The 23895-nt window shown below is 64.7% G+C and carries 20 protein-coding genes; 12 read left to right on the top strand and 8 right to left on the bottom strand.

Annotated features, from left to right (window positions below):
* Positions 1-64 precede the first annotated feature (64 nt).
* Together B6V73_RS14015 and B6V73_RS14010 are read left to right on the top strand one after the other, a co-directional pair.
* On the top strand, positions 65-1960 hold the full coding sequence (locus B6V73_RS14015) for a PAS domain S-box protein (RefSeq protein WP_088725554.1): 1896 nt from the start codon (positions 65-67) through the stop codon (positions 1958-1960).
* Between the two features lie 8 nt (positions 1961-1968).
* On the top strand, positions 1969-2355 hold the full coding sequence (locus B6V73_RS14010) for a hypothetical protein (protein WP_075775769.1): 387 nt from the start codon (positions 1969-1971) through the stop codon (positions 2353-2355).
* Positions 2356-2393: 38 nt separating this feature from the next.
* Here B6V73_RS14010 and B6V73_RS14005 read toward each other — a convergent pair whose 3' ends face one another.
* Together B6V73_RS14005 and B6V73_RS21145 are read right to left on the bottom strand one after the other, a co-directional pair.
* Positions 2394-2918 (bottom strand): hypothetical protein, encoded by a 525-nt coding sequence (locus B6V73_RS14005; RefSeq protein WP_233243104.1) that lies wholly within the window; start codon positions 2916-2918, stop codon positions 2394-2396.
* On the bottom strand, positions 2911-3531 hold the full coding sequence (locus B6V73_RS21145; RefSeq protein WP_240504145.1) for a response regulator transcription factor: 621 nt from the start codon (positions 3529-3531) through the stop codon (positions 2911-2913). Before B6V73_RS21145 ends, B6V73_RS14005 begins: the two co-directional genes overlap by 8 nt.
* 774 nt (positions 3532-4305) lie before the next feature.
* On the opposite strand from B6V73_RS21145, the gene B6V73_RS13995 reads away from it, so the two are divergent.
* The 9 genes from B6V73_RS13995 to B6V73_RS13960 all read left to right on the top strand — a co-directional run bounded on the left by B6V73_RS13995 (position 4306) and on the right by B6V73_RS13960 (position 16184).
* On the top strand, positions 4306-5670 hold the full coding sequence (locus B6V73_RS13995) for a hypothetical protein (RefSeq protein ID WP_088725553.1): 1365 nt from the start codon (positions 4306-4308) through the stop codon (positions 5668-5670).
* Between the two features lie 177 nt (positions 5671-5847).
* Positions 5848-8148: a hypothetical protein gene (locus B6V73_RS13990; protein ID WP_088725552.1), complete on the top strand. Its 2301-nt coding sequence runs from the start codon at positions 5848-5850 to the stop codon at positions 8146-8148.
* Between the two features lie 36 nt (positions 8149-8184).
* A complete protein-coding gene (locus tag B6V73_RS13985) occupies positions 8185-10260 on the top strand; it encodes a type I secretion system permease/ATPase (protein ID WP_088720464.1) in 2076 nt (691 codons plus the stop codon).
* A complete protein-coding gene (locus B6V73_RS13980; RefSeq protein ID WP_088720465.1) occupies positions 10257-11609 on the top strand; it encodes an HlyD family type I secretion periplasmic adaptor subunit in 1353 nt (450 codons plus the stop codon). Before B6V73_RS13985 ends, B6V73_RS13980 begins: the two co-directional genes overlap by 4 nt.
* Before the next feature lie 244 nt (positions 11610-11853).
* Complete coding sequence (locus tag B6V73_RS13975; RefSeq protein WP_075775765.1) at positions 11854-12141, top strand: FeoA family protein; 288 nt, start codon at positions 11854-11856, stop codon at positions 12139-12141.
* Positions 12138-14045 (top strand): ferrous iron transporter B, encoded by a 1908-nt coding sequence (locus tag B6V73_RS13970; protein WP_088725551.1) that lies wholly within the window; start codon positions 12138-12140, stop codon positions 14043-14045. The genes B6V73_RS13975 and B6V73_RS13970 overlap by 4 nt, the downstream gene beginning before the upstream one ends.
* 114 nt (positions 14046-14159) lie before the next feature.
* Positions 14160-14807 (top strand): HupE/UreJ family protein, encoded by a 648-nt coding sequence (locus B6V73_RS13965; RefSeq protein ID WP_088725550.1) that lies wholly within the window; start codon positions 14160-14162, stop codon positions 14805-14807.
* Positions 14797-15597: a hypothetical protein gene (locus tag B6V73_RS20830; protein ID WP_168174904.1), complete on the top strand. Its 801-nt coding sequence runs from the start codon at positions 14797-14799 to the stop codon at positions 15595-15597. Before B6V73_RS13965 ends, B6V73_RS20830 begins: the two co-directional genes overlap by 11 nt.
* Positions 15594-16184, top strand: coding sequence for a DUF1007 family protein (locus B6V73_RS13960; RefSeq protein WP_168174903.1), 591 nt, complete (start codon positions 15594-15596; stop codon positions 16182-16184). Before B6V73_RS20830 ends, B6V73_RS13960 begins: the two co-directional genes overlap by 4 nt.
* A 129-nt stretch (positions 16185-16313) precedes the next feature.
* On the opposite strand, the gene B6V73_RS13955 is transcribed toward B6V73_RS13960, so the two are convergent.
* Both B6V73_RS13955 and B6V73_RS13950 read right to left on the bottom strand, forming a co-directional pair.
* Entirely contained in the window at positions 16314-17429 is a 1116-nt protein-coding gene (locus B6V73_RS13955; protein ID WP_088725548.1) for a CaiB/BaiF CoA-transferase family protein, read from the bottom strand.
* The gene (locus tag B6V73_RS13950; protein ID WP_088725547.1) at positions 17429-18649 is read right to left on the bottom strand and encodes an acyl-CoA dehydrogenase; all 1221 of its coding nucleotides are present in this window, start codon (positions 18647-18649) and stop codon (positions 17429-17431) included. Before B6V73_RS13950 ends, B6V73_RS13955 begins: the two co-directional genes overlap by 1 nt.
* Positions 18650-18782: 133 nt before the next feature.
* Between B6V73_RS13950 and B6V73_RS13945 the strand changes: the two genes are divergently transcribed.
* Entirely contained in the window at positions 18783-19673 is an 891-nt protein-coding gene (locus B6V73_RS13945; protein WP_088725546.1) for a LysR substrate-binding domain-containing protein, read from the top strand.
* On the opposite strand, the gene B6V73_RS13940 is transcribed toward B6V73_RS13945, so the two are convergent.
* The 4 genes from B6V73_RS13940 to puuE form a co-directional block, all read right to left on the bottom strand.
* Positions 19670-20797 (bottom strand): zinc-dependent alcohol dehydrogenase family protein, encoded by a 1128-nt coding sequence (locus B6V73_RS13940; RefSeq protein WP_075775758.1) that lies wholly within the window; start codon positions 20795-20797, stop codon positions 19670-19672. The two genes, B6V73_RS13945 and B6V73_RS13940, sit on opposite strands and share 4 nt — an antisense overlap.
* 76 nt (positions 20798-20873) lie before the next feature.
* Entirely contained in the window at positions 20874-21362 is a 489-nt protein-coding gene (locus B6V73_RS13935) for an ureidoglycolate lyase (protein ID WP_088722874.1), read from the bottom strand.
* 76 nt (positions 21363-21438) lie between these two features.
* Complete coding sequence (locus tag B6V73_RS13930) at positions 21439-22272, bottom strand: bifunctional allantoicase/(S)-ureidoglycine aminohydrolase (protein WP_075775756.1); 834 nt, start codon at positions 22270-22272, stop codon at positions 21439-21441.
* Positions 22272-23687 (bottom strand): allantoinase PuuE, encoded by a 1416-nt coding sequence (gene puuE / locus B6V73_RS13925; protein WP_088725545.1) that lies wholly within the window; start codon positions 23685-23687, stop codon positions 22272-22274. The genes B6V73_RS13930 and puuE overlap by 1 nt, the downstream gene beginning before the upstream one ends.
* Between the last annotated feature and the right edge of the window lie 208 nt (positions 23688-23895).

The raw sequence follows: 23895 nt of genomic DNA, 5'->3' as shown, positions 1-23895 counted from the left end.
CATGTCTTATGACACTGGGCGCAACGGATTTATCTGAGCATAGGTGGAATATGAAAGCCTGCGCATGAAAACCACTGCACCGCCCTCACCCTCATCCGACCCCGCGCCCCGGTCCCGACTCACCGATCCGGCGCGCCTTCGGGCATTACGCGAGACCGGACTGCTGGAGAGCGCTCCCGCAGACATCTTCGCGCGTGCGACGCGTCTCGCGACGCGGATGACCGGCGTGCCTATCTCGCTGGTTTCGATGGTCGACGAGAACCGTCAGGTCTTCGTGGCGCAAAGCGGGCCGGATCGCTTCGACGCCCATTCTCCATCGGAGACGCCGCTCACCCATTCCTTTTGCCGCTATGTCGTGGAAACCGATGCGCCGCTGCGTGTGTCCGACGCGCGCGAGGATGCGGTGCTGGGCGAGAATGGCGCGGTGCGCGATCTGGGCGTGATCGCCTATCTCGGTGTGCCGTTGCGCACGATCGAGGGGCAACCGCTCGGCGCGTTCTGCCTGATCGACCGCGAGGCGCGGCAATGGACCGAGGAAGAGTACGAAGCTCTGTCCGACATCGCCGCGGGCGTCGAGGCGGAAATCCGGCTACGCCACCAGATCAACGTCGCCCACCGCGAGGAAAACCGCTACCGCGCCATTCTCGATCAGATGCCGGTCGGCGTGGGCGTGGCCGAGCTGGGCACCGGGCGGCTCCTCGATCTGAACGCGACCGCGATCGAGATGTTCGGCGTGAAGAACGGCGAGGTGGGCAAGCAGCTCGCCTTCGACGCTTATACGCCGGAAGGCCGCAAGCTCAGCCTCAGCGAATTTCCGATCGTGCGCGCCGCACGCCACGGCGAAAAGATCAACCATATGGAGCTGCGCTGCGTGCGCCGCGACGGAAGCGAAAGCAACCTGCTGATCTCGGCGCAACCGATCGAGAGCGAGCCGCCGGTGGCCGTGGCCACCGCGCTCGACATTTCCGAACTGAACGAGGCGCGCGAACGTGCGGCCGAAATTGACCGCCGTCTCGCGAATTTCCACGAAATCACCTCCGACGCGATCATCGAAATCGACCGCGACGACAATATCCGCTTCGCCAATTCTGTCATGCGCGCACGCATCCGTGCCGCTGTCGGGGCCGCGACCGAGTCGCAGGCGATCGGGCGATCGCTCTGGGAAACCGTGCCGCATCTGCGCGAGAGCAAACTGGCGGAGGCGCTGGCAGAAGCCCGGCGCACAGGCACGCCGACCGTCGCCGATCAGATCGGGCGCGACGGGCGCATTCTGGAAGCTCGCATCTATCCCGAGAGCGGCGCGATCCTCGCCTATCTGCGCGACGTGACAGAGGAGCGCCAGCTCGCGCAGGCACGCGACACGCTGACGCGCGAGCTCAATCACCGGGTCAAGAACGCCTTCGCGATGATGTCGGGGCTGGTCGGCATGACCGCCCGCCACGCGACGACGCCGGACGAGATGGCGCGGGGCCTGCGCGAACGGATCGGCGCGCTCGCCCGCGCCCATGAGCTGATCAATCCGACCGCCACACCCGAGCGCGATTTCCGCGGCATGGTCGAACTGCGCGAATTGTTGCTGGGCGTGCTTTCGCCCTACACCAATCTCGACGATCCACGGCTGACCCTCGGCGGTCCCGCCCTCGCGCTGAACCATGCGGGGTCCACCAACCTCGCGCTGGTAATCCACGAACTGGCCACTAACGCTGTGAAATACGGCGCACTTTCGCACGATGCGGGGCGTCTGGAGCTGACGTGGCGCGAGTTCTCCGGCCAGCTCGAGCTTGATTGGCGGGAAAGCGGCCACCCCGGGAAACTGGTGCCACCAAGCAACAGCGGCTTCGGGTCGCGCTTGATAGACCTGACGATTCAGGGCCAATTGCGGGGAACCTATGGAACCGAATGGGTTCCCGACGGGTTCCAAGCTCGCATGACCGTGCCAATGGACCTGATAAAAGGGTAGTATAGCCCATGCTACAGAGCAGTATTTCTTGCCTCGAGGGCAGCAATGTCCTCGTCGTCGAAGATGAATTATTCATCGCCTATGACATCGCCTTCTCGGTCGAGGAAGCAGGCGGTCAGGTTGCGGGACCGTTCGCGACCCTGGCACGTGCGCGTGCGGCGCTTACGGATGACTCGGTCTCCGTAGATGGCGCGATCCTCGACATGAACCTGCTGGACGGATCGGCGGAAGCCCTGATCGTCGAGCTGTGGAAGCGCGAAGTGCCCCTGGTGGTGAACACGGCCGAGCAGCTGCCGCTTGCCTTCCAATCGATCATGCCGGAAATCCCGGTCTTCTCGAAGCCGACGAACCCGTGGGAACTGGCCGAGGCGTTGGGACGCCAGCTGCGCAACTGAGGTTGGCTGTCGCGCAGTTCCGACCTCCCCTGCCCGCCTCAAAGCGGCATCTTGTATTCCTTGGCGATCGCCCAGATCTCGGCATTGATTGCTTGCATTTCGGCAAGCGCGGCTTCCAGTTCGGTAAGCGTCGCGCTGTCCAGAACGCTTTCCTCTCCAATCCGCAGACTGGTCTTGCGATCCGCGATACGCATCTGGATCGCGCGCACCGGACCTCCGCCCTCGTCGAAAGCGTAGAGGCAATGGTTGAAGTGATTGCGCAGCCCCGACACTTTCTTCATCCGTGCCGACACCGCCAGCACCCGTTCGCAGGCCCGCGGCGCGCAGGGACAGTCGTCGCGCTTGGCCAGCCGATCCACGAGATCGAGCCGCGCACGCGTGGTGTTCAATGTCAGATGGATGATCGTCGCGACGCTCTTGTCGGTCCCGGCGAGCCCGGCGATCAGATGGATCAACAGGCTCTCGGTATTGGTCCAGGCATAATTGATGCGTCCGATCAGCATCAGGAACCGATCGAAATCCGGCGGGCGCACCTCCGCGGGCGCGGGCGGGTCCTTAGGCACCTCGGATACGGTGATACCAGATCGCCGCCTCGGTGCGGTTGGTGACGCCTAGCTTCCCGATGATGCGGTGGATATGCAGCTTAACCGTATGTTCGGACAGGTTCAGCTTGCCCGCGATGATCTTGTTCGGCTGGCCCGAGGCGAGCATCTCCAGAACCTCGGTTTCGCGCGGCGTCAGCCCCGACAGGCAGATCGCATTGGCAGACTCCGTCGCGGTGGCGCCGTTCAGCATCGGCATAGGCAGCTCTGACGGACGGCAGTGCAGAAGCGCGGGCGGGATGTAGTGCCCCCCCGAGACGATCATCCGCAGGATCAGAAGCCAAGTCGTCAGATTCACGTTCATCGGCAGCAGACTGATGTGATGCGCCAGTATCGCAGAGCCGTGGCGCGCCATCAGATCCTGCGCGTACGCCTCGTCCTCGATCGCGATGATCAGTTTCACGCGCGACAGGAACGGCTCGCGACGTTCCGCGAGCGCGACCAGACCATCGGCGTGATCCTCGTCCACGATCAGCGAACACAGCGTGCCGCGATGATCGATCCGTCCGTCGGACTGCAATTCCTCGAGCAGCGTCTCGAAATCGTTCAGACGCAGGCACGTCGCCGGCGTCACTTCGGCATCTACGGTTCGCAAAACGGTATCGGAAAAAACATGCGATGCGCCAAGAAAGCAGATCGCTGCGTCTTGTTTGCGGCAGGACGGCATCACGCGCGCCCCCGCAGGTTCACTCTTATGCAACGCATTCATGGTGGCCCCCTCGTCCTACCCTGAACTCAAATGTTCGGGCGACTAACCCCACGTCATATCGCCCGCATCCACCATATCACGGACCAGTGAGATCAGCGTTACCCGAAGTGTTTACCCAACGGTAAGGATTCTCTTACGCAACGTAAGTCTAAGCGAATCGCGTCCGGAATCACGGTTTTTCGCTCCACGCCGCTTGGGACGCGTCACAAATGGTAGGTTGTGATCGAGTCGCCACTACACCTTGTTCAGCTTTGGGCATCTGCGACAACTTCGTGAAAATTTCTCCGATGGTCCGGGATTCCGCAGGCCACAGCGCGGAGCGCATGGGGAAACGGTTGATTTTCAGCCGGTTAAAACGGTGCACCGGCCGGCTAGACCCATTTGCTAGCTAGGTCCACCGGATCACGGGGCGCAGGATGTTGGTGTCGCAGCTGGGGGCTGTGACTCGTCTGTTTCCACATTCCGCCCGGAAAGGGTGACCCACCTGCGAATCGCTCGATTCGGGGATCGGGACCGGGGTGCCGAGCGGTTGGGGAAGCGGACATTCATCGGGGCGAAAGCCCTGCATAGCAATGGTCCGAACCATATCCGTTTTAGACAGAGTGACGGATCCCGGACCGATCAACTGGGAGAAATGAAATGGTTAATCGTAATTATGGATATTCGGGTCAACAGCCGAACAAACCGCATGACGGTCCCGACAAGGACGACATGAAAAAGCCGATGCATGACACGCAGGAGCAGGAGCAGCAACAGCAGCAGCACCAGCATCAGGAAGCCGTCTCGGACTCGGATTCCCGTGCAAACGCCGATGCTAATGCTGACTCATCTTCAGCGGCTCGTGCCCATGCTGACGGCGGTGACGCAAGCAATACCAATCGTCTCGACGACACGAACCACAACCGTGTCGATACCGACACGAATTCCAACTCGACTTCGAGCAACACCAACACCATCACGATCGATTTCCCGGATGAGGGGATCTTCGGCGAAGACAACGACTTCGCGGATATCGACAACTCGGACGTGGGCGACATGGTCTTTGCCGATGGCGATATGACCTATACCTACGACTACGATCCGGGTGACGACATCAACCTCAGCGACATGCTCAACGGCATGGGTAATGACGTGATGATGGTCAACACGCAGGCCAACACGCTCACCGACAACGACACGCTCAATGATCCCAAAGTCTCCAACGACGCGAATTTCCAGGTCGACGCCGTGATCAAGGACAATTCGGCGCATTCCGATGACGGGATCGACGCATCCTCCGAAGGCGGCAACGGCGCCGAGGATGTCGGTTCGTCGGGCGGCATGGCGCTCGCGGGTGGCGGTATCGCCCTCTCGGGCGGCGGCGTTTCGCTCGCAGCCTCGGAAACCGAGGGTGAAGGCGACGATGGCGGCGACGGTGGCGACGGCTTCGGTATGGGCCTCGGCATGGGCGGCGGCATGGCGGGTGCTGGAGCGGACGAAGGCGGCGCAATCGCAAACGCCGGCGACGGCGGCGGCGGCATGCCGATGATGATGAAGCATCACCATCCGCAGATGGGCGGCGACGGTGGCAATGCAAGCGCGACCGATTCCGGCCAGGCAATGGCTGATGCACGGGCGACCGGTACTGGTACTGGCACCGGCACCGGTGACGGCGGAAACGGCGGCGCCGGCGGCGACGGTTACGGATGGTCTTCGACCGGTTCGCAAGCCTCGGGCGGCGGCTCCTGGGCGACCGGCGGCTATGCCGGCGGCGGTAACGGTGGCGGCGACGTCACCGCAGGCGGCGGCGGCAATGGCGGCAGCCTCGGCAACTGGGGGTCGGGCAATGGCGACGATGGTATCGTCACCGGCCAGTCCTATGCCGATGCGAGCGCGGCCATCGACACCACCGCGTTCAACCAGTCGATCGTGATGGGCGCCAACATCCTCGGCAATGCCGTGGATACCACCGTGGTCGGCGGCAACCTGTCGTCCTCCTATATCGGCGACGACGACGCATCGTAAGCAAACACGCGGCGTGCCTCCACGAGAGGCGCGCCGCATTCCGTTCGGGCCGTTTCGCATCGCATCACGCCCGGACCTTGCCCGCGGCGGAGTTCACCCCGCCGGATGCGATGAACCGACAGTCTGACGCCCCGCATCCAAGCGCGGGTTTTCAGCGTCATGAAGGGGGGAAGGAAGATGCTTGACCGGCAGACCGAAATCATCGCCCATTTCATCGGTGCCTTCAATCAGACGACCGAGACCAATGTCGCCCGACAGGAATACGACGCCTTTCGCGCGCTGCAGGCTTCCGCGCCCTCGCCGGGGGATCTGCTCTCCGTCAATGTCAGCGTCAATTCGGATTACCTGCTCGAGGATTTCGATCCGTCGCTGCAGCTGAAGCTCCCGCTGGTGCCTCCGCCAGAGGCGCCGTGGCTTCCCTTCGTCGACGATTATCAGCTGCGCGATATCGCACCGCCCGGGTTGCCGTCCGGCCAGCTCGCAATCCCGCCCTATGATTTTCCGCCCGTTCCGGTACCGCTTCAGATGTTTCTCGGAATGGCGCCACCTTCCTCGGTGCTCCACATCACTTCGCAGATCAACACGCTGAGCGATCATGACGTGCTCTACGACAAGCCCTTCATGATGCCGGCCGAGCTGATGGACGAGTACGGCCCGGCGGCCACATCGTCGAAGCTGATGGCATTGGCCGAATATGCAGATGCGCTGACGGTGAGTGCCGCACCCGTCGGCATGACCGTCGAAGCGCAGGCGGAGGCGCTGATGGCGCAGATCGACGCGCTCGATCCCGATTCCGTGCCCGACGGCGTGACGGCCGCGATGTTCCGCAGCGAGACGATCTTCGCCGCGCCGACCGACCCGGAAGAGGGCGACGGTCTCGAGGAGGGCGCAACCGACCCGGAGGCCATGACCGAGCTGCAAAGCGAAAGCCTCGACGGTGAAGAGGCGGCGGCCTCCCTCCTGCCACCCGCGTTTTCGGGCGCGGTCGTGTTCGACGGGCAGCTCATGGACGAATTGCCCGAGACATTGAAACTTCGGCTGGAAGCACGCGACCCCTCGGACGACGAGTCGGAGGATACACCGCTCGACGCGGGTGTGATCGAGGTGGAGACCGACGGTATCGGCGGAGATGGCGAAGGGGCGGCCGGAACGGTCCAAGGCCCCGATATGCCCGTCGATCCCGCGGGCATGGCACTGGAAATCGCGCAGAGCCTCAGCACCGGCAACAACCTTCTGCTGAACCAGTCACAGGTGGTGCATGACTGGCTCGATGCGCCGGTGATCGCGGTCGGCGGATCGGTGACCTCGCTCTCGGTGATCTCGCAGGTGAACGTGCTGCGCGACGCGGATATGAAGCCCGGTCTCGGCCACCACGGCACAGGCAACAGCGCGGGCGGGCAAGGCTTGGGTAATGGTGACAGCGCCGACCCGCTCGCCTCGCTAGGCCACAACGTCGCGGTCTACACGCAAGAGGCCAATCCCGCGAACTTCCTTAACCTGGTGATGCCGCCCGGCGGCAGCCTGATCGCGATGACGGAAATTCGCGGTGACCTGATTGTCGACAACCACATGACGCAGGTGAACGCGGTCTCCGATGGGGATCTGGTGAGCTTCGAATTCGGCTCCTATTCCGCCGAGATCGTGATGGGCGACAACTCGACCGTCAACCTGCAGCTTCTGCTGGAAGCGGGCGCGCAGTTCGACCTGATCATGATCGGCGGCAACATGTACGAGATCGCTCAGCTCGAGCAGATCAACGTATTGCTCGACGACGATCTGGTGATGAGCGGCGCGGGCGGCATCGGACACGGCGGCGTGGGCCATGTCTCGAGCGAGGATAACCTGCTGTGGAATGAGGCGCATCTGACCAAAGTGGGCATCGACACGCAGTTGGAGATGGACCCGCAATATCAGAACGTCCTCGACCAGCTGGCGGAGATCTACAGCGGCCTCGATCCGAACCCGGGCGAAGGCTATTCGATGCCGCCGGGTGCGGCCTACGACGCGGTCGAAGGGCTGCTGGGCGACGAGCTTTTGGGCGGCCAGATGGCACTGCGGGTACTCTATATCGAGGGAGACCTGATCGTTCGCGACAACCTCACCCAGATCAACATTCTCGAAGATGCCGACCTGATATCGGTCGACGGTCCGGGCGAATTCGACGTCGATGCGGGCGGCAACACGCTCGCCAACGTCTCGTCGCTGACTGTCGCGGGCGTCGACAGCACGATCATGGCCGCCGATGGCGTCTATTCCGACGCGGTGATCTGGCAGGCGGGGATGATGGACGATGGCAGCGGCGGTCCCCTCGGCCCGACGAGCCCCAGCGAAGGGGCGCTTGCCTCGGAGGCGGTGGCGTTCCTCGCGGACGGGATGATCGAGAACGCGCCGACTTACGACGATGACGAATTCCAGGTGCATCCGGGCTCCCACGGGGGAAGCGGGTCGCTCGATGCATTGCACACGGTTCTGGCCTGACGGAGGGGCGGAACTTCATTCACTAGGGGAACTTCGATGAAAGACAGGACTGACGACGCCGCCGGGGGGCAGGCGACCCGCCAAGATGGTCATGACGCGATGGCTCGGAACGTGGATCCGCCGCAGGCCGATCCGACAGACAAACGGCAGGCGCAAACCGCGACGGGCGACGGTCCCGGGGCGAAAGCGCGCGCCGACGAAACCGGCGCGGAGGGGACTGTCGAGACAGTCGCCGCCCGGACGGAGGGTGGTGCTGACGCCCGAAAGGAGGCGGGTCGTGTCCCCGCGCAAAATGCCTCCGGCTCCCCACCGGCGCCACCCTCCACCCCAGCCTTTCACAAGCGCCTCGGCCCGGTGGATTTCACCCGCACGCTGCATGACATGAAAAAGCGGCTGCGCGTGAACATGGCCTTCGTCGTGCTGATGACCTGCGCCACGAATATCCTGATCCTCGCGGTACCGATCTATCTGTTCCAGATTTCCGATCGGGTCTTCACCTCGCGCTCGACCGACACGCTGGTGATGCTGACCATCGTGATTGCCGGGGCGATCGTGGTGCAGACGCTGCTCGACGCGGTACGCCGGCTGGTACTGATGCGCTCGGCGGTGGATGTGGCCGCGCGGCTCGGCGCACCGGTCCTGTCGGCTGCAGCGCAGGCTTCGCTGCATTCCAACGGGCGCGAATATCAGGTTCTGGGCGATCTCAACGCGCTGCGGAGCTTCCTTGTCTCCGGCACGCTGCTGTCCTTCCTGGACGTGCCCTTCGCGCCGATCTTCGTGCTTGCGGTCTTCCTGATCCACCCGCATCTCGGCACGATCGTGGTCGTGACCGCATTGATCCTTATGCTGTTTGCCTGGATCAACCAGAAGATCACTTCGGACGGCTTCAGCCGTGCCAATATCGCGCAGACCCGGGCGAACCTGCACCTTGAGTCGATGTCGCGCAACAGCCAGATCATCAACGCGATGGCGATGATCCCCGAAGCCGTGTCGATCTGGGGTCGCGATACCGCCGCCTCCCTGCGCGCGCAGACCGAGGCGCAGGATCGCAACGTCTTCACCGCCTCCGCGTCGCGGATGTTCCGCCTGTTCACCCAGATCGGGATGCTGGGCTGGGGCGCCTATCTCGCGCTCGATGGGCAGATCACCGGCGGCATGGTGATCGCCGCCTCGATCGTCGCGGGCCGTGCGCTCGCACCGATCGAAGGCGCGATCGAGGGATGGAACTCCTTCCTGCTGGCACGCGGCGCCTATGATCGGGTCGGCCAGCTTCTGGCCTCCGCCAAGACCCGCAACGACAAGCTGCGCCTGCCCAAGGTGGAAGGACGGCTCGATATCGAGCGTCTCCTCTATGTTCCGCAAGGCACCAAGCATGTCGTGCTGAACGCGCTGACCTTCTCGCTCGCGCCCGGCGACCAACTGGCGATCATCGGCAATTCGGGCGCCGGCAAGACGACGCTCGGCAAGATGCTGGTGGGATCGGTGCTGCCGACCTCGGGAGCTGTGCGGCTCGACCTGATGGACATCCGCAACTGGGACCCGCGGCAATTCGGCGAAAGCATCGGCTACCTGCCGCAGGACGTGCAGCTCTTCCCGGGCACCATCAAGCAGAACATCGCCCGGATGCGGGAGGATGCGAGCGACGCCGCGATCCATCGCGCCGCCGCGCTCGCCGATGTGCACGAGATGATCGCCTCGCTGCCGCAGGGTTACGAGACGGTCGTCAGCTCCGACGGCTCGCCGCTATCGGGCGGACAGAAACAGCGAATCGGTCTGGCGCGCGCCTTCTTCGGCGATCCGAAGTTCGTGGTGCTGGACGAGCCGAACTCGAACCTAGACACGCAAGGCGACGCGGCCCTCGTGCGCGCGCTCGGTCATGCCAAGGCCAACGGGATCACGGTGGTCGTGGTCACGCAGAAACCCTCGCTGCTCAGCGCGGTCGACAAGATCATGCTGCTCAACGACGGCAATATCGCGATGTTCGGCTGGCGCGACCAGATGCTCGCAGAGCTGGAGCGGCGCAAGCAGGCCAAGGCCCAGCAGGTGCAGCAACAACGCGCAGCGGCGCAGAACGTCGCCGCAACCGCCCCGATGCAAGGAGCCCCGGCATGACACTCCTTCTGACGAACCCGCTCAACTCCCACGAGACCCCCGACTGGTCGACCGAGGTCCCGCGCAGCATCAAGACGCTGGTCATCGTCGGGCTGACGATCTTCGCGATGGCCTTTGGCGGCTTCGGCGTCTGGGCCTTCAGCGCACCGCTCGCCGCCGCCGTCATGGCGCCGGGCTCTTTCGTGGCCACGGGCCGCAACAAGATGATCCAGCACCTCGAAGGCGGGATCATCAAAGAGATCAATGTCTCCGAGGGCGATTTCGTCACCGCGGGGCAACCGCTCCTGCGCCTCGACGAGACCTCGGCGCTCGCCAATGAACGCGCGCTATTCCTGCGCCGCGCGCGACTGGAATCGATGGAGGCCCGGATACAGGCCGAATATGACGGCTGGCGCGAACTGGTCTTCCCGAAATGGCTGCAGGACGCCCGGCGCGACGTGGAAATCGCCGCGATGATGGATTCCCAACGCCTCGCCTTTGACGTGACGAAGGCGAAAGTGCAAAGCGAGTTGGACCTGCTGGCGCGCAACATCGCCGCGATGGAGAGCCGTTCGGAAGGCTACCGCGCGCAGCTGATTGCCGCGGAGGCCCAGCGCGACCTGCTGGCCGAGGACCATGAGAGCAAGGCGAAACTCTTCGAGAGCGGGCTGATCCGGCGAACCGAGCTGAACGCGCTGCTGCGCGCTCTGGCCGATGCGGAAGGGCAGATCGGCCGCCTCAAGGCGGAGATCGGCGAGAGCGAGGAGATGCGCGCGAAATACCAGGCGCAGACCAAGCAGACGATCGAGACCCACAAGCAGGCCGCGCTCGACGAGTTGGAGACCGTGCAGGCGGAACTCGATTCCGTACGCGAGCAAGAGCGCAAGGCGACCTCCGTCCTGAAGCGCGTGGTGATCGAAAGCCCGGTTTCCGGCACCGTGGTGCGGCTGAACTATTCCGGCGCGGGCGGCGTGATCGAGGCGGGCAAGGTCATCGCCGAGATCCTGCCCTCGGAAGCCCCGCTCATCATCGAGACGATGATCGCGCGCACCGATATCGACGCGATCAAGGTCGGACAGGAAGCGTCGGTGCGGCTCTCGGCGCTCAACCAGCGCACGACGCCGATCCTGATTGGGGAGGTCTATTACATCTCCGCCGACGCGATCGTGGAGCGCTCGGGCGAACATCCCCGCGAGGTCTATATCGCCCGCATCCGCCTGCCCGCCTCGGAGCTGCGCCGGGTACCGGGCTTCGCGCCGATGCCCGGGATGCCGGTGGAAGTGATGATCCAGACCGCGTCGCGGACCTTCGCCCAATACATCGCGAAACCAGTGGTGGATTCGATGAACCGTGCTTTCCGCGAGCATTGAGAGGTCGATCCGACGGAAAACCGGCGTGAAGGCGTCGCTCTCGAGGGCGCGGCGCCTTTCTCCTTCAGCCTAACGAATTCATGGGCTTACGCCACAGTTTAGACTCCTTCTAAATTCCTGAGTAAAATAATCGATCACGAAGGCGGGAAAATACCAGACTTCATTTGTCAGAGATCAATTTCCAGACTATCTCCTGACGATAGGAAGCGAAGACCGACTCGCGACCCATCACGGAGGTGCCCTCATGAAGGCCAGCCCTATCGAGAACGAAACCTGCAAATGCGCACTGCCGCTTGGCCAGTGCCGTCGCGGGTTCCGGGGCACTCTGGTCTCTGTCTGCCCGCTGGCCGGAAAGGATGGCTATGACGCGGACGAGCTGGAACTGCGCCTGCTGGAGCTTGGCTTCATCGAGGGCGCGTCGGTCCACATCCTTCACGAAGGTCCGTTCGGTCGCGATCCTATCGCGGTGCGCGTGAACGACACCACCGTCGCTCTGCGGCGTGCCGAGGCGATGGCCATCCTCGCGGAATGACGTCGGCTCCTGCCATAAACCAGCCCAAAGCCCCGCAGACCGATCCCGACGCCCAGCCGATCGAGGCCGCGCTGGTCGGTGCGCCGAATTGCGGCAAGACGGCGCTGTTCAACGCGATGACCGGTGCGACGCAGAAGGTCGGCAATTATTCCGGCGTGACCGTGGAGCGCAAAGTCGGCGTGGCGACCACGCCTGCGGGGCGCAAGTTCGCGCTGATCGACCTGCCCGGCACCCATAGCTTGCGCGCCCGTTCTCCGGACGAGGAAGTGACCCGCGACGTGCTGCTGGGCCAGCGCGCAGGAGAGCGCGTCCCCGACATGATCCTCGCGGTGGGCGATGCGACCAACCTGCGCGGCGCGCTGCGCCTGGTCTCGGAACTGAAGAAGATCGGCCTGCCGATCGTGATGATCCTCAACATGATCGACATCGCGCGCCATCGCGGCTTGCAGATCGACCATGTCGCGCTGAGCGAGGAACTGGGCATCCCGGTGATCCCGGCCACTGCCGTCCGCCGCGGCGGGCTCGACGAGTTGTGGTCCAAGGTGGATCCGATGCTGGAAGCCGGCCTCGACGACCCGCAACCTTCGAGCTGGGCGGTTCCGAGTACGCATGACATGCGGGTCTCGATGCGCGAGGCGGAACGGCTGGTGAAGACCCACGTCATCCGCCCGCCCGAGCCCGACACGATTTCCGCCAAGATCGACCGCGTGGTGCTGAACCCGATCGCGGGGCCGATCATCCTGCTGGCGATCCTCTTCGTGATGTTTCAGGCGGTCTTTTCCTGGGCCGCGCCCTTCATGGATGCGATCGACTGGGCGTTCAGTTCGCTGGGCGCGCTGGTGACGCAAGTGATGCCCGAAGGGCTGGTGCAAAGCTTCATCTCGGACGGTTTGATCGCGGGCATCGGCTCGGTCATCATCTTTCTTCCGCAGATCCTGTTCACCTTCCTCTTCATCCTGCTGCTGGAAGATTTCGGCTACATGGCGCGCGCGGCCTTCCTGATGGACCGGATCATGGGCCGCGCCGGGCTGAACGGGCGCGCTTTCATCCCGCTTCTGTCGAGCTTCGCCTGCGCGATCCCCGGCATCATGGCCGCGCGGGTGATCGACAATAAACGCGACCGGCTGACGACGATCCTCGTCGCGCCGCTGATGACCTGCTCGGCGCGCATTCCCGTCTACACGCTGATCATCGCCGCCTTCATCCCCAACACGAAAGTGCTCGGCGGGCTGAGCCTGCAGGGGCTGGTCATGTTCGGTCTTTATGCGGCTGGCGTGTTCTCGGTTCTCACAGTGGCCTTCGTCGCGCGGCATATCTTCGCACGTGAAGAGCGTTCGGCGCCACTGATGCTCGACCTGCCCGACTACAAGATGCCGATCCTGCGCAATATTGCGCTGGGGCTCTACCAGCGCGCGCGGGTCTTCCTGCGCCGGGCCGGCACCGTGATCTTCTGGGCGATGGTGGTGATCTGGTTCCTGTCGACCTTCCCGATGGCCCCCGAGGGCGCGACGCAACCGGCGATCAACTATTCCTTCGCCGCGATGATCGGCCACTTCGTCGCGCCGATCCTCGCGCCTTTGGGCTTCAACTGGCAGATCGCCGTGGCGCTGGTGCCGGGCATGGCCGCCCGCGAAGTCGCGGTCGCAGGGCTAGCCACGGTCTACGCGGTGGGCGGCGAGAACGGCCTGATCCACACGCTTACCGATCAGTGGAGCCTCGGCACCGCGCTGGCGTTGCTCGCATGGTATATCTTCGCACCGCAATGCATCTCCACGCTGGCGGTTATCCGGCGCGAGGCGGGTTCGGCGAAGTGGATGTGGGTCGCGGTGGTCTACATGTTCGCGCTGGCCTATCTCGCGGCTTTCGCAACCTACCAGATATCGGCCCTCCTCGGCGCGGGCTGAGCCCTCGCGCACCCTTCAATCGATGGTGAGACGCGGTGAACGCTTTGCCGCCTTGAGTTTCGCGCGACGATCCGGAAGATGCCGCTCGAGAGTCACGGGACAGAGAGCCTCCGCATGATCCATCGCCGCCTTGCCGCCCTCTTGGGCCTCGTCGCCCTGATGCTGCCGCAGGTGGCCGCCGCCCACATCACCGCGACCGGCTCGGGCGGTTTCACCGCAGGGTTCGAGCATCCGCTCTCGGGCTATGACCATTTCCTCGCGATGTTCGCGGTGGGCCTCTGGGGCGCGCAGATGGGTGGACGTCAGGTCTGGCAATTGCCGGTGACCTTCCCGCTGATCATGGTCGTAGGTGGCGTGATCGGCATTCTCGGCCTGCCGCTGCCCGGCATCGAGATCGGGATCGCGCTGTCGATCGTAGTTCTCGGCCTCGCCATCGCCACCGCATGGAAGCCCTACGAATGGATAGCGCTCGCGATCATCTCGGTCTTCGCGCTTTACCACGGTTACGCACATGGGGCAGAGCTGCCGATGGCCGCCGACCCGGCAGATTTCGCGATCGGCTTCGTGCTGGCGACCGGGATGATCCACGTGATCGGGGTCGGCGTGGGTCTCGTCCTCGACCCGATCCGGGGTGGACAGTTCTCGCGCGGGCTGGGCGCGATCATCGCGGTGGTCGGGCTCGGCTTCCTTGCGCTGGCACTGGGTTACCTGCAATCTCAGCTCGGGTTCCTGCAAGGTGGGCTGAGCCTCTTTGGCCATTGACGTATCGCATAACCGTTCCGGCCTTAGCTGGCTGCGTCACCTCTGGGTGCTGGCCGGGCTGACCGCTCTGATTGTGCTGGCGCTGATCCCGCCTGCGGACCGCGGCGAGACCGGGGCGTGGCTGATACGCGACGCGCTCGCGATCGAGCGACTGTTCCCGCTATTCGGCTTCGGGATCTCGCTGGCCTTGGTCGGGCGGCGCGCTGCACTGTTCGCGGCGCTGCTCTGGGCCGTCGGGATCGCGCTCGGCTTCACCTTCCGCATCGAGCTGATGGCCGCGTTGCAACAACTCCCCGGCGCGATCACGCATCACTTCCTGACCATGCCGATCTCGGCCATCGCCATCGGTGCCACGCTCGCCCTGGGGCGGTGGTCGCGGCCCGTGCTGATCGTGCCAGCGGGACTTGTTCTGGGGGTGATGTATGCGCTCTCGGTGAAATTGTCCGACCCGAGCTATGGCGGTGCGCCTTGGGTCTTCCTCGCCGGGATCGGCCTGGGCATCTGGCTGATCGGCTCGGTCTATCTGGTGCTGCGCAGCTGGCAGGCGCAATGGTTCGAGATAGCAGGCCGGATCGTCGGCAGCTGGCTGGTCGCGATCGGACTGCTTTACGGAGGCGTCGCACTGATGGGCGGCAAGCTGAAGCCGAAGAATGTAGATCCTTCGACCGCCGCCTCGGAGAACGCGCCCGCGGCAGAAACCGCAGTGCCCGAGGCCGATGCTTTCCCCAGCTTCGGCGCGCCGCCGCCCGCCGCCCCGCCCGGCAGCAAGAAACCGGATTTCCAACCATGATCCGCAGCACCGTTCTCACCCTCGCCGGTCTGATCGGGCTGCTGCCGGGGCTCGCGAACGCCCACCCGGAAGACGAAATCCTGATCCGTCTGCTTGTCGGCATGGAGAGCGGCAAAGTCACCCATATCGGCGAGAGTTGGACCTTCGATCCGACCGTGTCCGACTGGCTGATCCAGAGTTTCGACAAAAATGGCGACGGGGCCTTCACCGGAGACGAGCTGGCGCCGCTGCAAGACGCGGCGAAGCAGAATTCGGAAGGCTCGTTCTTCTACACCCGGTTCTGGAAAGGGGCCGAGCAACTGCCCGATCCCCAGATCTACGGCTTTCAGGCGACGGTGAAGGATGGGGCCGTCACGATGGCCTTCGCGCTCGCCTTGGCCCAGCCCGAAGACCCGAACGACCTGCGCATCGAGATGTATGACCCCGAGAACCTGACTGGACTGGTGCCGGTGAAATCGGACCCGGTGGTGATCCGCGGCTTGGCCGACGGCGCGACCTGCGTGCCGAACGTGTCGGTCAACCAACCCGATGTGCATGGCGGGCCGGACAATATCCCGATCGCGCTGACGCTGGCTTGCAGCGGGTGAACTTGGAGGGGGCGCTGCCCCCGCGCTGACGGCCCTTCGCTTGCGCTTCGGGCGTTCGGCGGGGCGTCCTTCCACTGGAAGGCCGCTGATCCCGCCTCACCCCGGGATATTTCCACCAAGAGGAAGAGGCTAGTCGGCCTTTAATTTCGGGGCGGGTTTTGGTTCCGCCAAGGGCGTGTCCGAAAAACGGATCGGCGTGCGGATGCCGGGGATACCCTCGGCCTCGACCCGCATTCCGCGCGCCTCAACCTGCGGGTCGGCGAAGACCTGATCGACGGAGTTGATCGGGCCCGCGGGGACCGTCGCCTTTTCGAGCGCGGCGAGCAGATCGGCGCGCGGCCATTCCGCAAGCGCAGGGAAGAGGGCCGCGCGCATAGCCTCACGATTGGCGACGCGCGCCTCGTTCGTGGCGAAGTCAGGATTGGCTGCGAGGTCGAGGCTCAGCACCTCGCAAAGCCGCCGGAACTGCCCGTCATTGCCGACTGCGAGGATCAGATCGCCATCCTGGGCGCTAACAACCTCATAGGGTGCGATATTGGGATGCGCGTTGCCTAAGCGATGCGGCGCATTGCCTGTGGCGAGAAAGTTCATCCCCTGATTGGCGAGCACGCCCACCGCGCAATCCAGAAGCGCCATATCGACCAACTGCCCTCGCCCGGTGCGCGCCCGCGCAGCGAGCGCCGCCTGAATGCCGATCACCGCGTAAAGCCCGGTGAAGATGTCCGCGAAGGCCACGCCCACCTTTTGCGGCTGGCTTTCGGGATCGCCGGTCAGGTCCATCCAGCCAGCCATGCCCTGGATCAGGAAGTCATAGCCCGCGCGGCTCGCGTAAGGACCGTCCTGCCCGAAACCGGTGATCGAGCAATAGACGAGACGCGGATTGATCGCGGAAAGGCTCTCGTAATCGAGGCCGTATTTCTTCAGCCCACCGAGCTTGAAGTTCTCGATCACCACATCCGCGTCCTTGACCAGATCGCGCACGATCTTCTGGCCTTCTTCGGTACGGAAATCGGCGACGACCGAAATCTTCCCGCGATTGGTGGCGTGGAAATAGGCGGCCGAGCGACCCTCCGGCCCGTCGCCTTCGCGCGCGATGAAGGGCGGGCCCCAGCGGCGGGTATCGTCGCCCTCGGGCGCTTCGACCTTGATCACTTCCGCGCCGAGATCGGCCAGCACCTGACCGGCCCAGGGACCGGCCAGAATCCGCGCCAGTTCGACGACTTTCACACCTTCCAGCGGGGCCATCAGAAGAAGGCCTGCAGGCCCGTCTGCGCACGACCCAGGATCAGCGCGTGCACGTCATGGGTGCCCTCGTAGGTGTTCACCGTCTCGAGGTTGACCATGTGGCGGATCACCTGAAACTCGCCCGAAATGCCGTTGCCGCCATGCATGTCGCGGGCCATCCGCGCGATATCCAGCGCCTTGCCGCAATTGTTGCGCTTGATGAGCGAGATCATCTCGGGGGCGGCATCGGCTGCGTCCATCAGGCGGCCCACCTGCAGCGCGGCGTGCAGGCCCAGCGTGATTTCGGTCTGCATGTCTGCGAGCTTCTTCTGGAACAGCTGCGTCTGCGCGAGAGGCTTGTTGAACTGTTTGCGATCGAGGCCGTATTGGCGCGCGGCGTGCCAGCAGAACTCGGCCGAGCCCATCACACCCCAGGCGATGCCGTAGCGTGCGCGGTTGAGACAGCCGAACGGACCTTTCAGCCCCTCGACATGCGGCAGCAGCGCGTCTTCGCCGACCTCGACGCCGTCCATGACGATCTCGCCGGTGATCGAGGCGCGGAGCGACAGCTTCTGCCCGACCTTCGGCGCGCTCAGCCCCTTCATGCCCTTCTCCAGCACGAAGCCGCGGATCTTGCCGCCATGGGCCTCGGACTTCGCCCAGACGACAAAGACATCGGCGATCGGCGAGTTGGTGATCCACATTTTCGAGCCGGTGAGGCGGTAGCCACCGTCGGTCTTCTCGGCGCGGGTCTTCATGCCCGCCGGGTCCGAGCCCGCATCGGGTTCGGTCAGGCCGAAACAGCCGATCCACTCGCCCGAGGCCAGCTTCGGCAGATATTTCTGCCGCTGTTCCTCCGAGCCATAGGCGTAGATCGGATACATCACGAGGCTCGATTGCACCGACATCATCGAGCGGTAGCCGCTATCGACGCGCTCGATCTCGCGCGCGATCAGGCCGTAGGACACGTAGCCCGCGCCGATCCCGCCATATTCCTCGGGGATGGTCGCGCCCAAGAGGCCCATCTCACCCATCTCGCGGAAGATCGCGGGGTCGGTGGTCTCGTTCTCGAAGGCCTCGATCACGCGCGGTTGCAGCTTGTCCTGCGCATAGGCGCGGGCCGCATCGCGCAGCATCCGCTCCTCTTCGCTCAGCTGGGTTTCCAGACGCAGCGCGTCGTCCCAGGTGAACTTGCCCAGATCGGGGGCATCCTTGGCTTTGAGCGTGGGGCGGTCGGTCATGGCGGTCCTCGGGATCTGTCTTTCGTTGCGTCGAACTCTAGGCATCGTGCCGCGCGGCGCAAACGATTAAATTTGCGAAGATGATGAGTTTTGCGCATGATCCGGCAAGACACAGCGGAGCACCCTCGCGACCATGCGCAAAAGCTACACTCCTACGATCAACGAGCTGCAGGCCTTCGCAGTCTGCGCGCGCCTCGGCACGACGACGCGGGCGGCAGCGGAGTTGAACCTGACGCAATCGGCGGTGTCGCGCTCGCTCGGGACGTTGGAGGAACGGCTGGGCGTGGCGCTGTTCGACCGGGTGCGCAAACGGCTGTCTCTGTCGCCGGCAGGTCATGTTTTCCTTGCGCAGGCAGAAGAAATCCTTGGTCAGATCGACCGGGCCGCGATGGGGGCGATGGCCTTCGGCGGCGCGCGCGCGGTGCTGCGCATGGCCGTGCTGCCGAGCTTTGCGCGGTCATGGCTGATCCCGCGATTGGCCGGGTTCGAGGCCGCGCAGCCGGAGGTGAGCCTCGATCTCAGCGCGCGACTGCTGCCGGTGGATTTCGCGCGGGAGCCATTCGACCTGGCAATCATGCGCTCCAGGCATGAACAGGCGGGGGCCGAGGTCGAAAATCTCGTTGCGGAGGAATTGATCGTCGTGGCCGCGCCGCACCTGATGACGGGGCGCGCGGAATTGGAGGACGACGCGCTGCTGGCGCTGCCCCTCTTGCAGCAGTCGACGCGCCCGACGCTCTGGCTCGACTGGTTCCGCGAGAGCGGGCGCGACGCGCGGCATATCCTCCGCGGCGCGCGGTTCGATCATTTCGACATGATCCTCGATGCGGCGAGCGCGGGCATGGGGCTGGGGCTGGTGCCCGCGATCATCGCGCAAGGGGCGCTGGCCTCGGGGCGGCTGGTGCAGGCGACGCCGCGCCGGTTTGCCACCGGTGAGAATTACGCGCTGATCCTGCCCGAGCGCGCGCGGGAGGCGCCGCATGTCAGCGCCTTCCGCGATTGGTTGCGGGCCGAGATCGGCGCTTAGTCGAAGACGATGACCTGCCGGATCGCCTCTCCCGCGGCGAGCCGCTCGAAACCTTCGTTGATGTCTTCGAGCTTTAGGCGATGGGTCATCAGGTCCGGGATCGGCAGTTGCCCTTGCACCATCATCTGCGCGAAACGCGGGATGTCGCGGACCGGCACGCAGGAGCCCATGTAGGATCCCTTCAGCGCATGTTCGTTCGCCGTCAGCGACACGGCCGGGATCGTGAACTCCGCCTTCGGGTTCGGCAGGCCCGCCGTGACGGTCGTGCCGCCACGCCGGGTGATGGCATAGGCGAATTGCAGCGCCGGAGCCGCGCCAGCCAGCTCCACCGCGAGATCGACGCCGCCGCCGGTAAGGTCGCGCAGTTTCTGCACCGCGCCTTCCTCGGTCGGGTCGATGGCATGGGTCGCGCCAAGCTTGAGAGCGAGGTCGCGTTTGTCCTTGGCCAAATCGACCGCGACCAGTGTGCGCGCGCCTGCCGCGACCGCGCCAAGAAGCCCCGCGAGGCCGACGCCGCCAAGGCCGATGATCGCGCAGCTTTGCCCGGTCTTCAGCCCGCCCGAATTCAGCACCGCGCCGACGCCGGTCAGCACCGCGCAGCCCAGCAGCGCGGCTTGGTCGAGGGGGATCGATTTGTCGATCTTCACGCAGGACGCCTCGGAGACGACTGCGTAATCCGAGAAGGCCGACACGCCGATATGGTGGTTCACATGCTCGCCCGCGACCGAGATGCGTTTCGACCCGGTGATCAGGCTGCCCTTACCCGCCGCGACCGCGGCCGGCTCGCAAAGCGCGGGCCGCCCCTCGGCGCAGGGCACGCAATGGCCACAGGACGGCGCGAAGACGAGGACGACGTGATCGCCGGGCGCGAAGCGCGTGACATGGGGACCGACGGCCTCGACAACGCCCGCCGCCTCGTGACCCAGCGCCACAGGCATGTCGCGCGGGCGGTCGCCGTTGATGACGGACAGGTCCGAGTGGCACAGGCCCGCCGCGGACATCTTGATCAGCAACTCGCCCGGGCCGGGATCGTCCAGCTCTGCCTCGACGATCTCCAGCGGCTGGCTGTCGGTATAGGGGCGCGCCTTGCCCATCTCGCGCAAAAGTGCGATCCGCGTTTTCATTCTTGCTCCTCCCCAAATCGATTTGGCGCAGATTGGGAAAGATCGGCGGAAGTGTCCATGCCTCTTTGACGATGCGTCACACGGTGACGGTGAAGGGAGCGTCCAGCGGATGTTCTTCGAGGTTCGCGGTTTCGCCAATCCGATCCACCACGGCGAAGAGACCGGGCGCTGCGAGCGGCGTCAGTACACCGTGCCACGTCCCGCGATGGAGGTTGATGCCCTGCGCGCCGTCGGTCAGGAAAGCACGCGGCGTGCCGGGCTTGCCGCCTGCGTCCGGTGCCACGATCACGAGGAACGGGTCCGCGCTCATCGGGAGGAAGGCCTGCGAGCCTTCGGGGTGCCGCTCCAGCAGGTCACAAAGATAGGGCAGCGTTCGCGGCTCCGCCTTGAAGATCGAGAGTCCGGCGCGCCCGCCGGACTCCGCCCCGAAATCAAGCTGTGCGCGATCATGGTAGCGCCCGCAGAGCCCGGCATTGATAAGCTTGTCGGGCGCGCCGGACGCCTCGAGCACATCCCCGAACGGGGCAAACGCCTCGGGTGTCAGCGGTTCGGCCTTGATCTGCATGGCGCCTCCGGGTTCGGGCGGAAGAAAGGGGGCGCTGCCCCCTCACCCCCGGGATATTTCGACCAAGCCGAAAGGGTCAGCTCGAGATGGGCGAGCCGAGCTTCGGGTGGCGGTTCACGTCCTTGTAGAGCAGGTAGCGGAACGGACGGCGACCGGCGGCGTAGCAGGCCTGCGGGCAGAAGCTGCGCAGCCACATGAAGTCGCCCTCCTCGACCTCGATCCAGTCCTGGTTCAGCAGGTAGACTCCGCGGCCCTGCAGCACGTAGATGCCGTGCTCCATGACGTGGGTTTCCGCGAAGGGGATGGTGCCGCCCGGCATGAAGGTCACGATATTGACATGCATGTCGTGGCGCAGATCGTTCGGATCGACGAAGCGCGAGGTCGACCAGTAGCCCGAGGTGTTGGGCATCTCGAGCGGCGGCTTGTCCTGATCGGCGGTGACGAAGCTTTCCGGCGCGTCGATGCCGGGCACACGCTCGTAGCGCTTTCGGATCCAGACGAAGGTGCCGGGCGTGTCCTGATCATTCGCGACCGACCATTGCGTGCCCGGGGCGAGATAGGCGTAGCCGCCGGCGTCCAGTTCGTGGCCGACGCCTTCGATCACGAGGCGGATGTGGCCAGCGAGCACGAAGATCACACCCTGACCCTCGGGATCGGGTTCGGGATTGTCCGAACCGCCGCCCGGCGCGACTTCGACGATCAGCTGCGCGAAGGTCTCGGCAAAGCCCGACAGCGGCCGCGCGAGCACCCAGGCGCGGGTGTTTTCCCAGCCCGGCATCAGCGAGATGGTGATGTCGGAGAGCACACCGCGCGGGATCACGGCGTAGGAGGTGTTGAATTGCGCGCGCTCGCGGGCGCGCTGGTTCTGATCGGGCAAACCGCCCGTCGGGGCGTAATAGGTGTATTCCATCAAAGGTCCATGGCGTTCAGGCGATGCCACGCGATCCGCTCGACCTGTTTGCAGGCCTCACGGAATTCCGTCTCGCGGCCCTGGTCAAGCCGGCGGCGGAAGGCGTGGAGGATTGACGCCTTGGTATTGTCTTTTACGGCGATGATGAAGGGGAAACCGAATTTTTCGGTATAGGCGGCGTTGAGCGCCTCGAACGTGGCGCGTTCCTCGTCGGTCAGCGCGTCGAGCCCGGCGCTCGCCTGTTCCGAGGTGCTTTCTGCGGTTAGACGTTTGGCTTGGGCGAGTTTTCCCGCGAGATCCGGGTGCGCGGTCAGCACGCCGAGACGCTCCGCCTCCGAAGCCGAGCGGAAGATGCGGACAAGCGCCGAGGCCACCCCTTCATGGCTGTCATGGGCCGGGCCCAGCTCCAGCTCGAAGGCCCGCTCGGCGATCCAGGGCGAATGTTCGTATATGCCGCCGAAGACTTCGACGAAACGGTCCCGGCTCATCTGGCTCGGGCGTTCGCGGCGCGTGTGGGGGTGGGTCGCGGCCCAATGCGCGGCGATCTCTCCACGGGTCGCGAACCAGACGCCCTCATGCGACAGCGCGTAATCGAGGAAGCGCTTCAGCCCCGCAACTTTTCCCGGCCGCCCGATCAGGCGGTTATGCAGGCCCACCGAGAACATCTTCGGCGCGCCGTCCATCCCTTCGGCATAGAGCGTGTCGAAACTGTCCTTGAGGTACTGGAAGAACTGCTCGCCCTCGATATAGCCGGGCGCCGTGGCAAAGCGCATATCGTTGGCTTCCAACGTGTAAGGGATCACGAGTTGGTCCCGCGCGCCCACTTCCAGCCAATAGGGCAGGTCGTCGTCATAAGTGTCGGAGATCCAGTCGAAGCCACCCTCTTCTGCGGTCAGCCGCACCGTGTTGGCCGAGCAGCGCCCGGTATACCATCCGCGCGGACGCTCTCCGACGACCTCGGTATGCAGGCGGATAGCCTCGGCGATCTGGCGGCGTTCTTCGTCTTCCGCCATATCTTTGTGCTCGACCCATTTCAGGCCGTGCGAGGCGATCTCCCAGCCCGCTTCCTTCATCGCAGCGACCTGTTCCGGCGCGCGCGCCAGCGCGGTCGCGACCCCGTAGATCGTGAGTGGTACGTTCAGCCTGGTGAACAACCGGTGCAGCCGCCAGAAGCCTGCGCGCGCACCGTATTCGTAGATCGACTCCATGTTCCAGTGTCGCTGGCCTGGCCATTGCGCGGCGCCTGCGATATCGGACAGGAACGCCTCCGACGCCGCATCGCCGTGCAGGATATTGTTCTCGCCGCCCTCCTCGAAGTTGAGCACCATCGAGATCGCTACGCGCGCCTTTCCCGGCCATTGCGGATCTGGGGGCGTGCGGCCGTAGCCGCGCAGGTCGCGGGGGTAGCGGGTCATCGAATGGCTCCTGTCTTCGGGTCGAACCGGGACAAGAAAGAGCAAAATACGCGAAAGGGAAAGGGGGGCTGACCCGTCGCCGCAGGTCAGACCGCCGCGATGGTGGCCTCGACCGCCTTTTTCCACGCAGTGTAGCGGGCTTCGCGTGTGGCCTCGTCCATCTGCGGGGCGAAGTTGCGATCGAGCGCCCAGCCTTTGGCGAACTCTT

It is taken from the genome of Thioclava sp. JM3 (genome assembly GCF_002213185.1).
Classification (GTDB): Bacteria; Pseudomonadota; Alphaproteobacteria; order Rhodobacterales; family Rhodobacteraceae; genus Thioclava; species Thioclava nitratireducens.
Note: the sequence above shows the minus strand (reverse complement) of the source record. Positions and strands in the feature narration are given on the sequence as shown.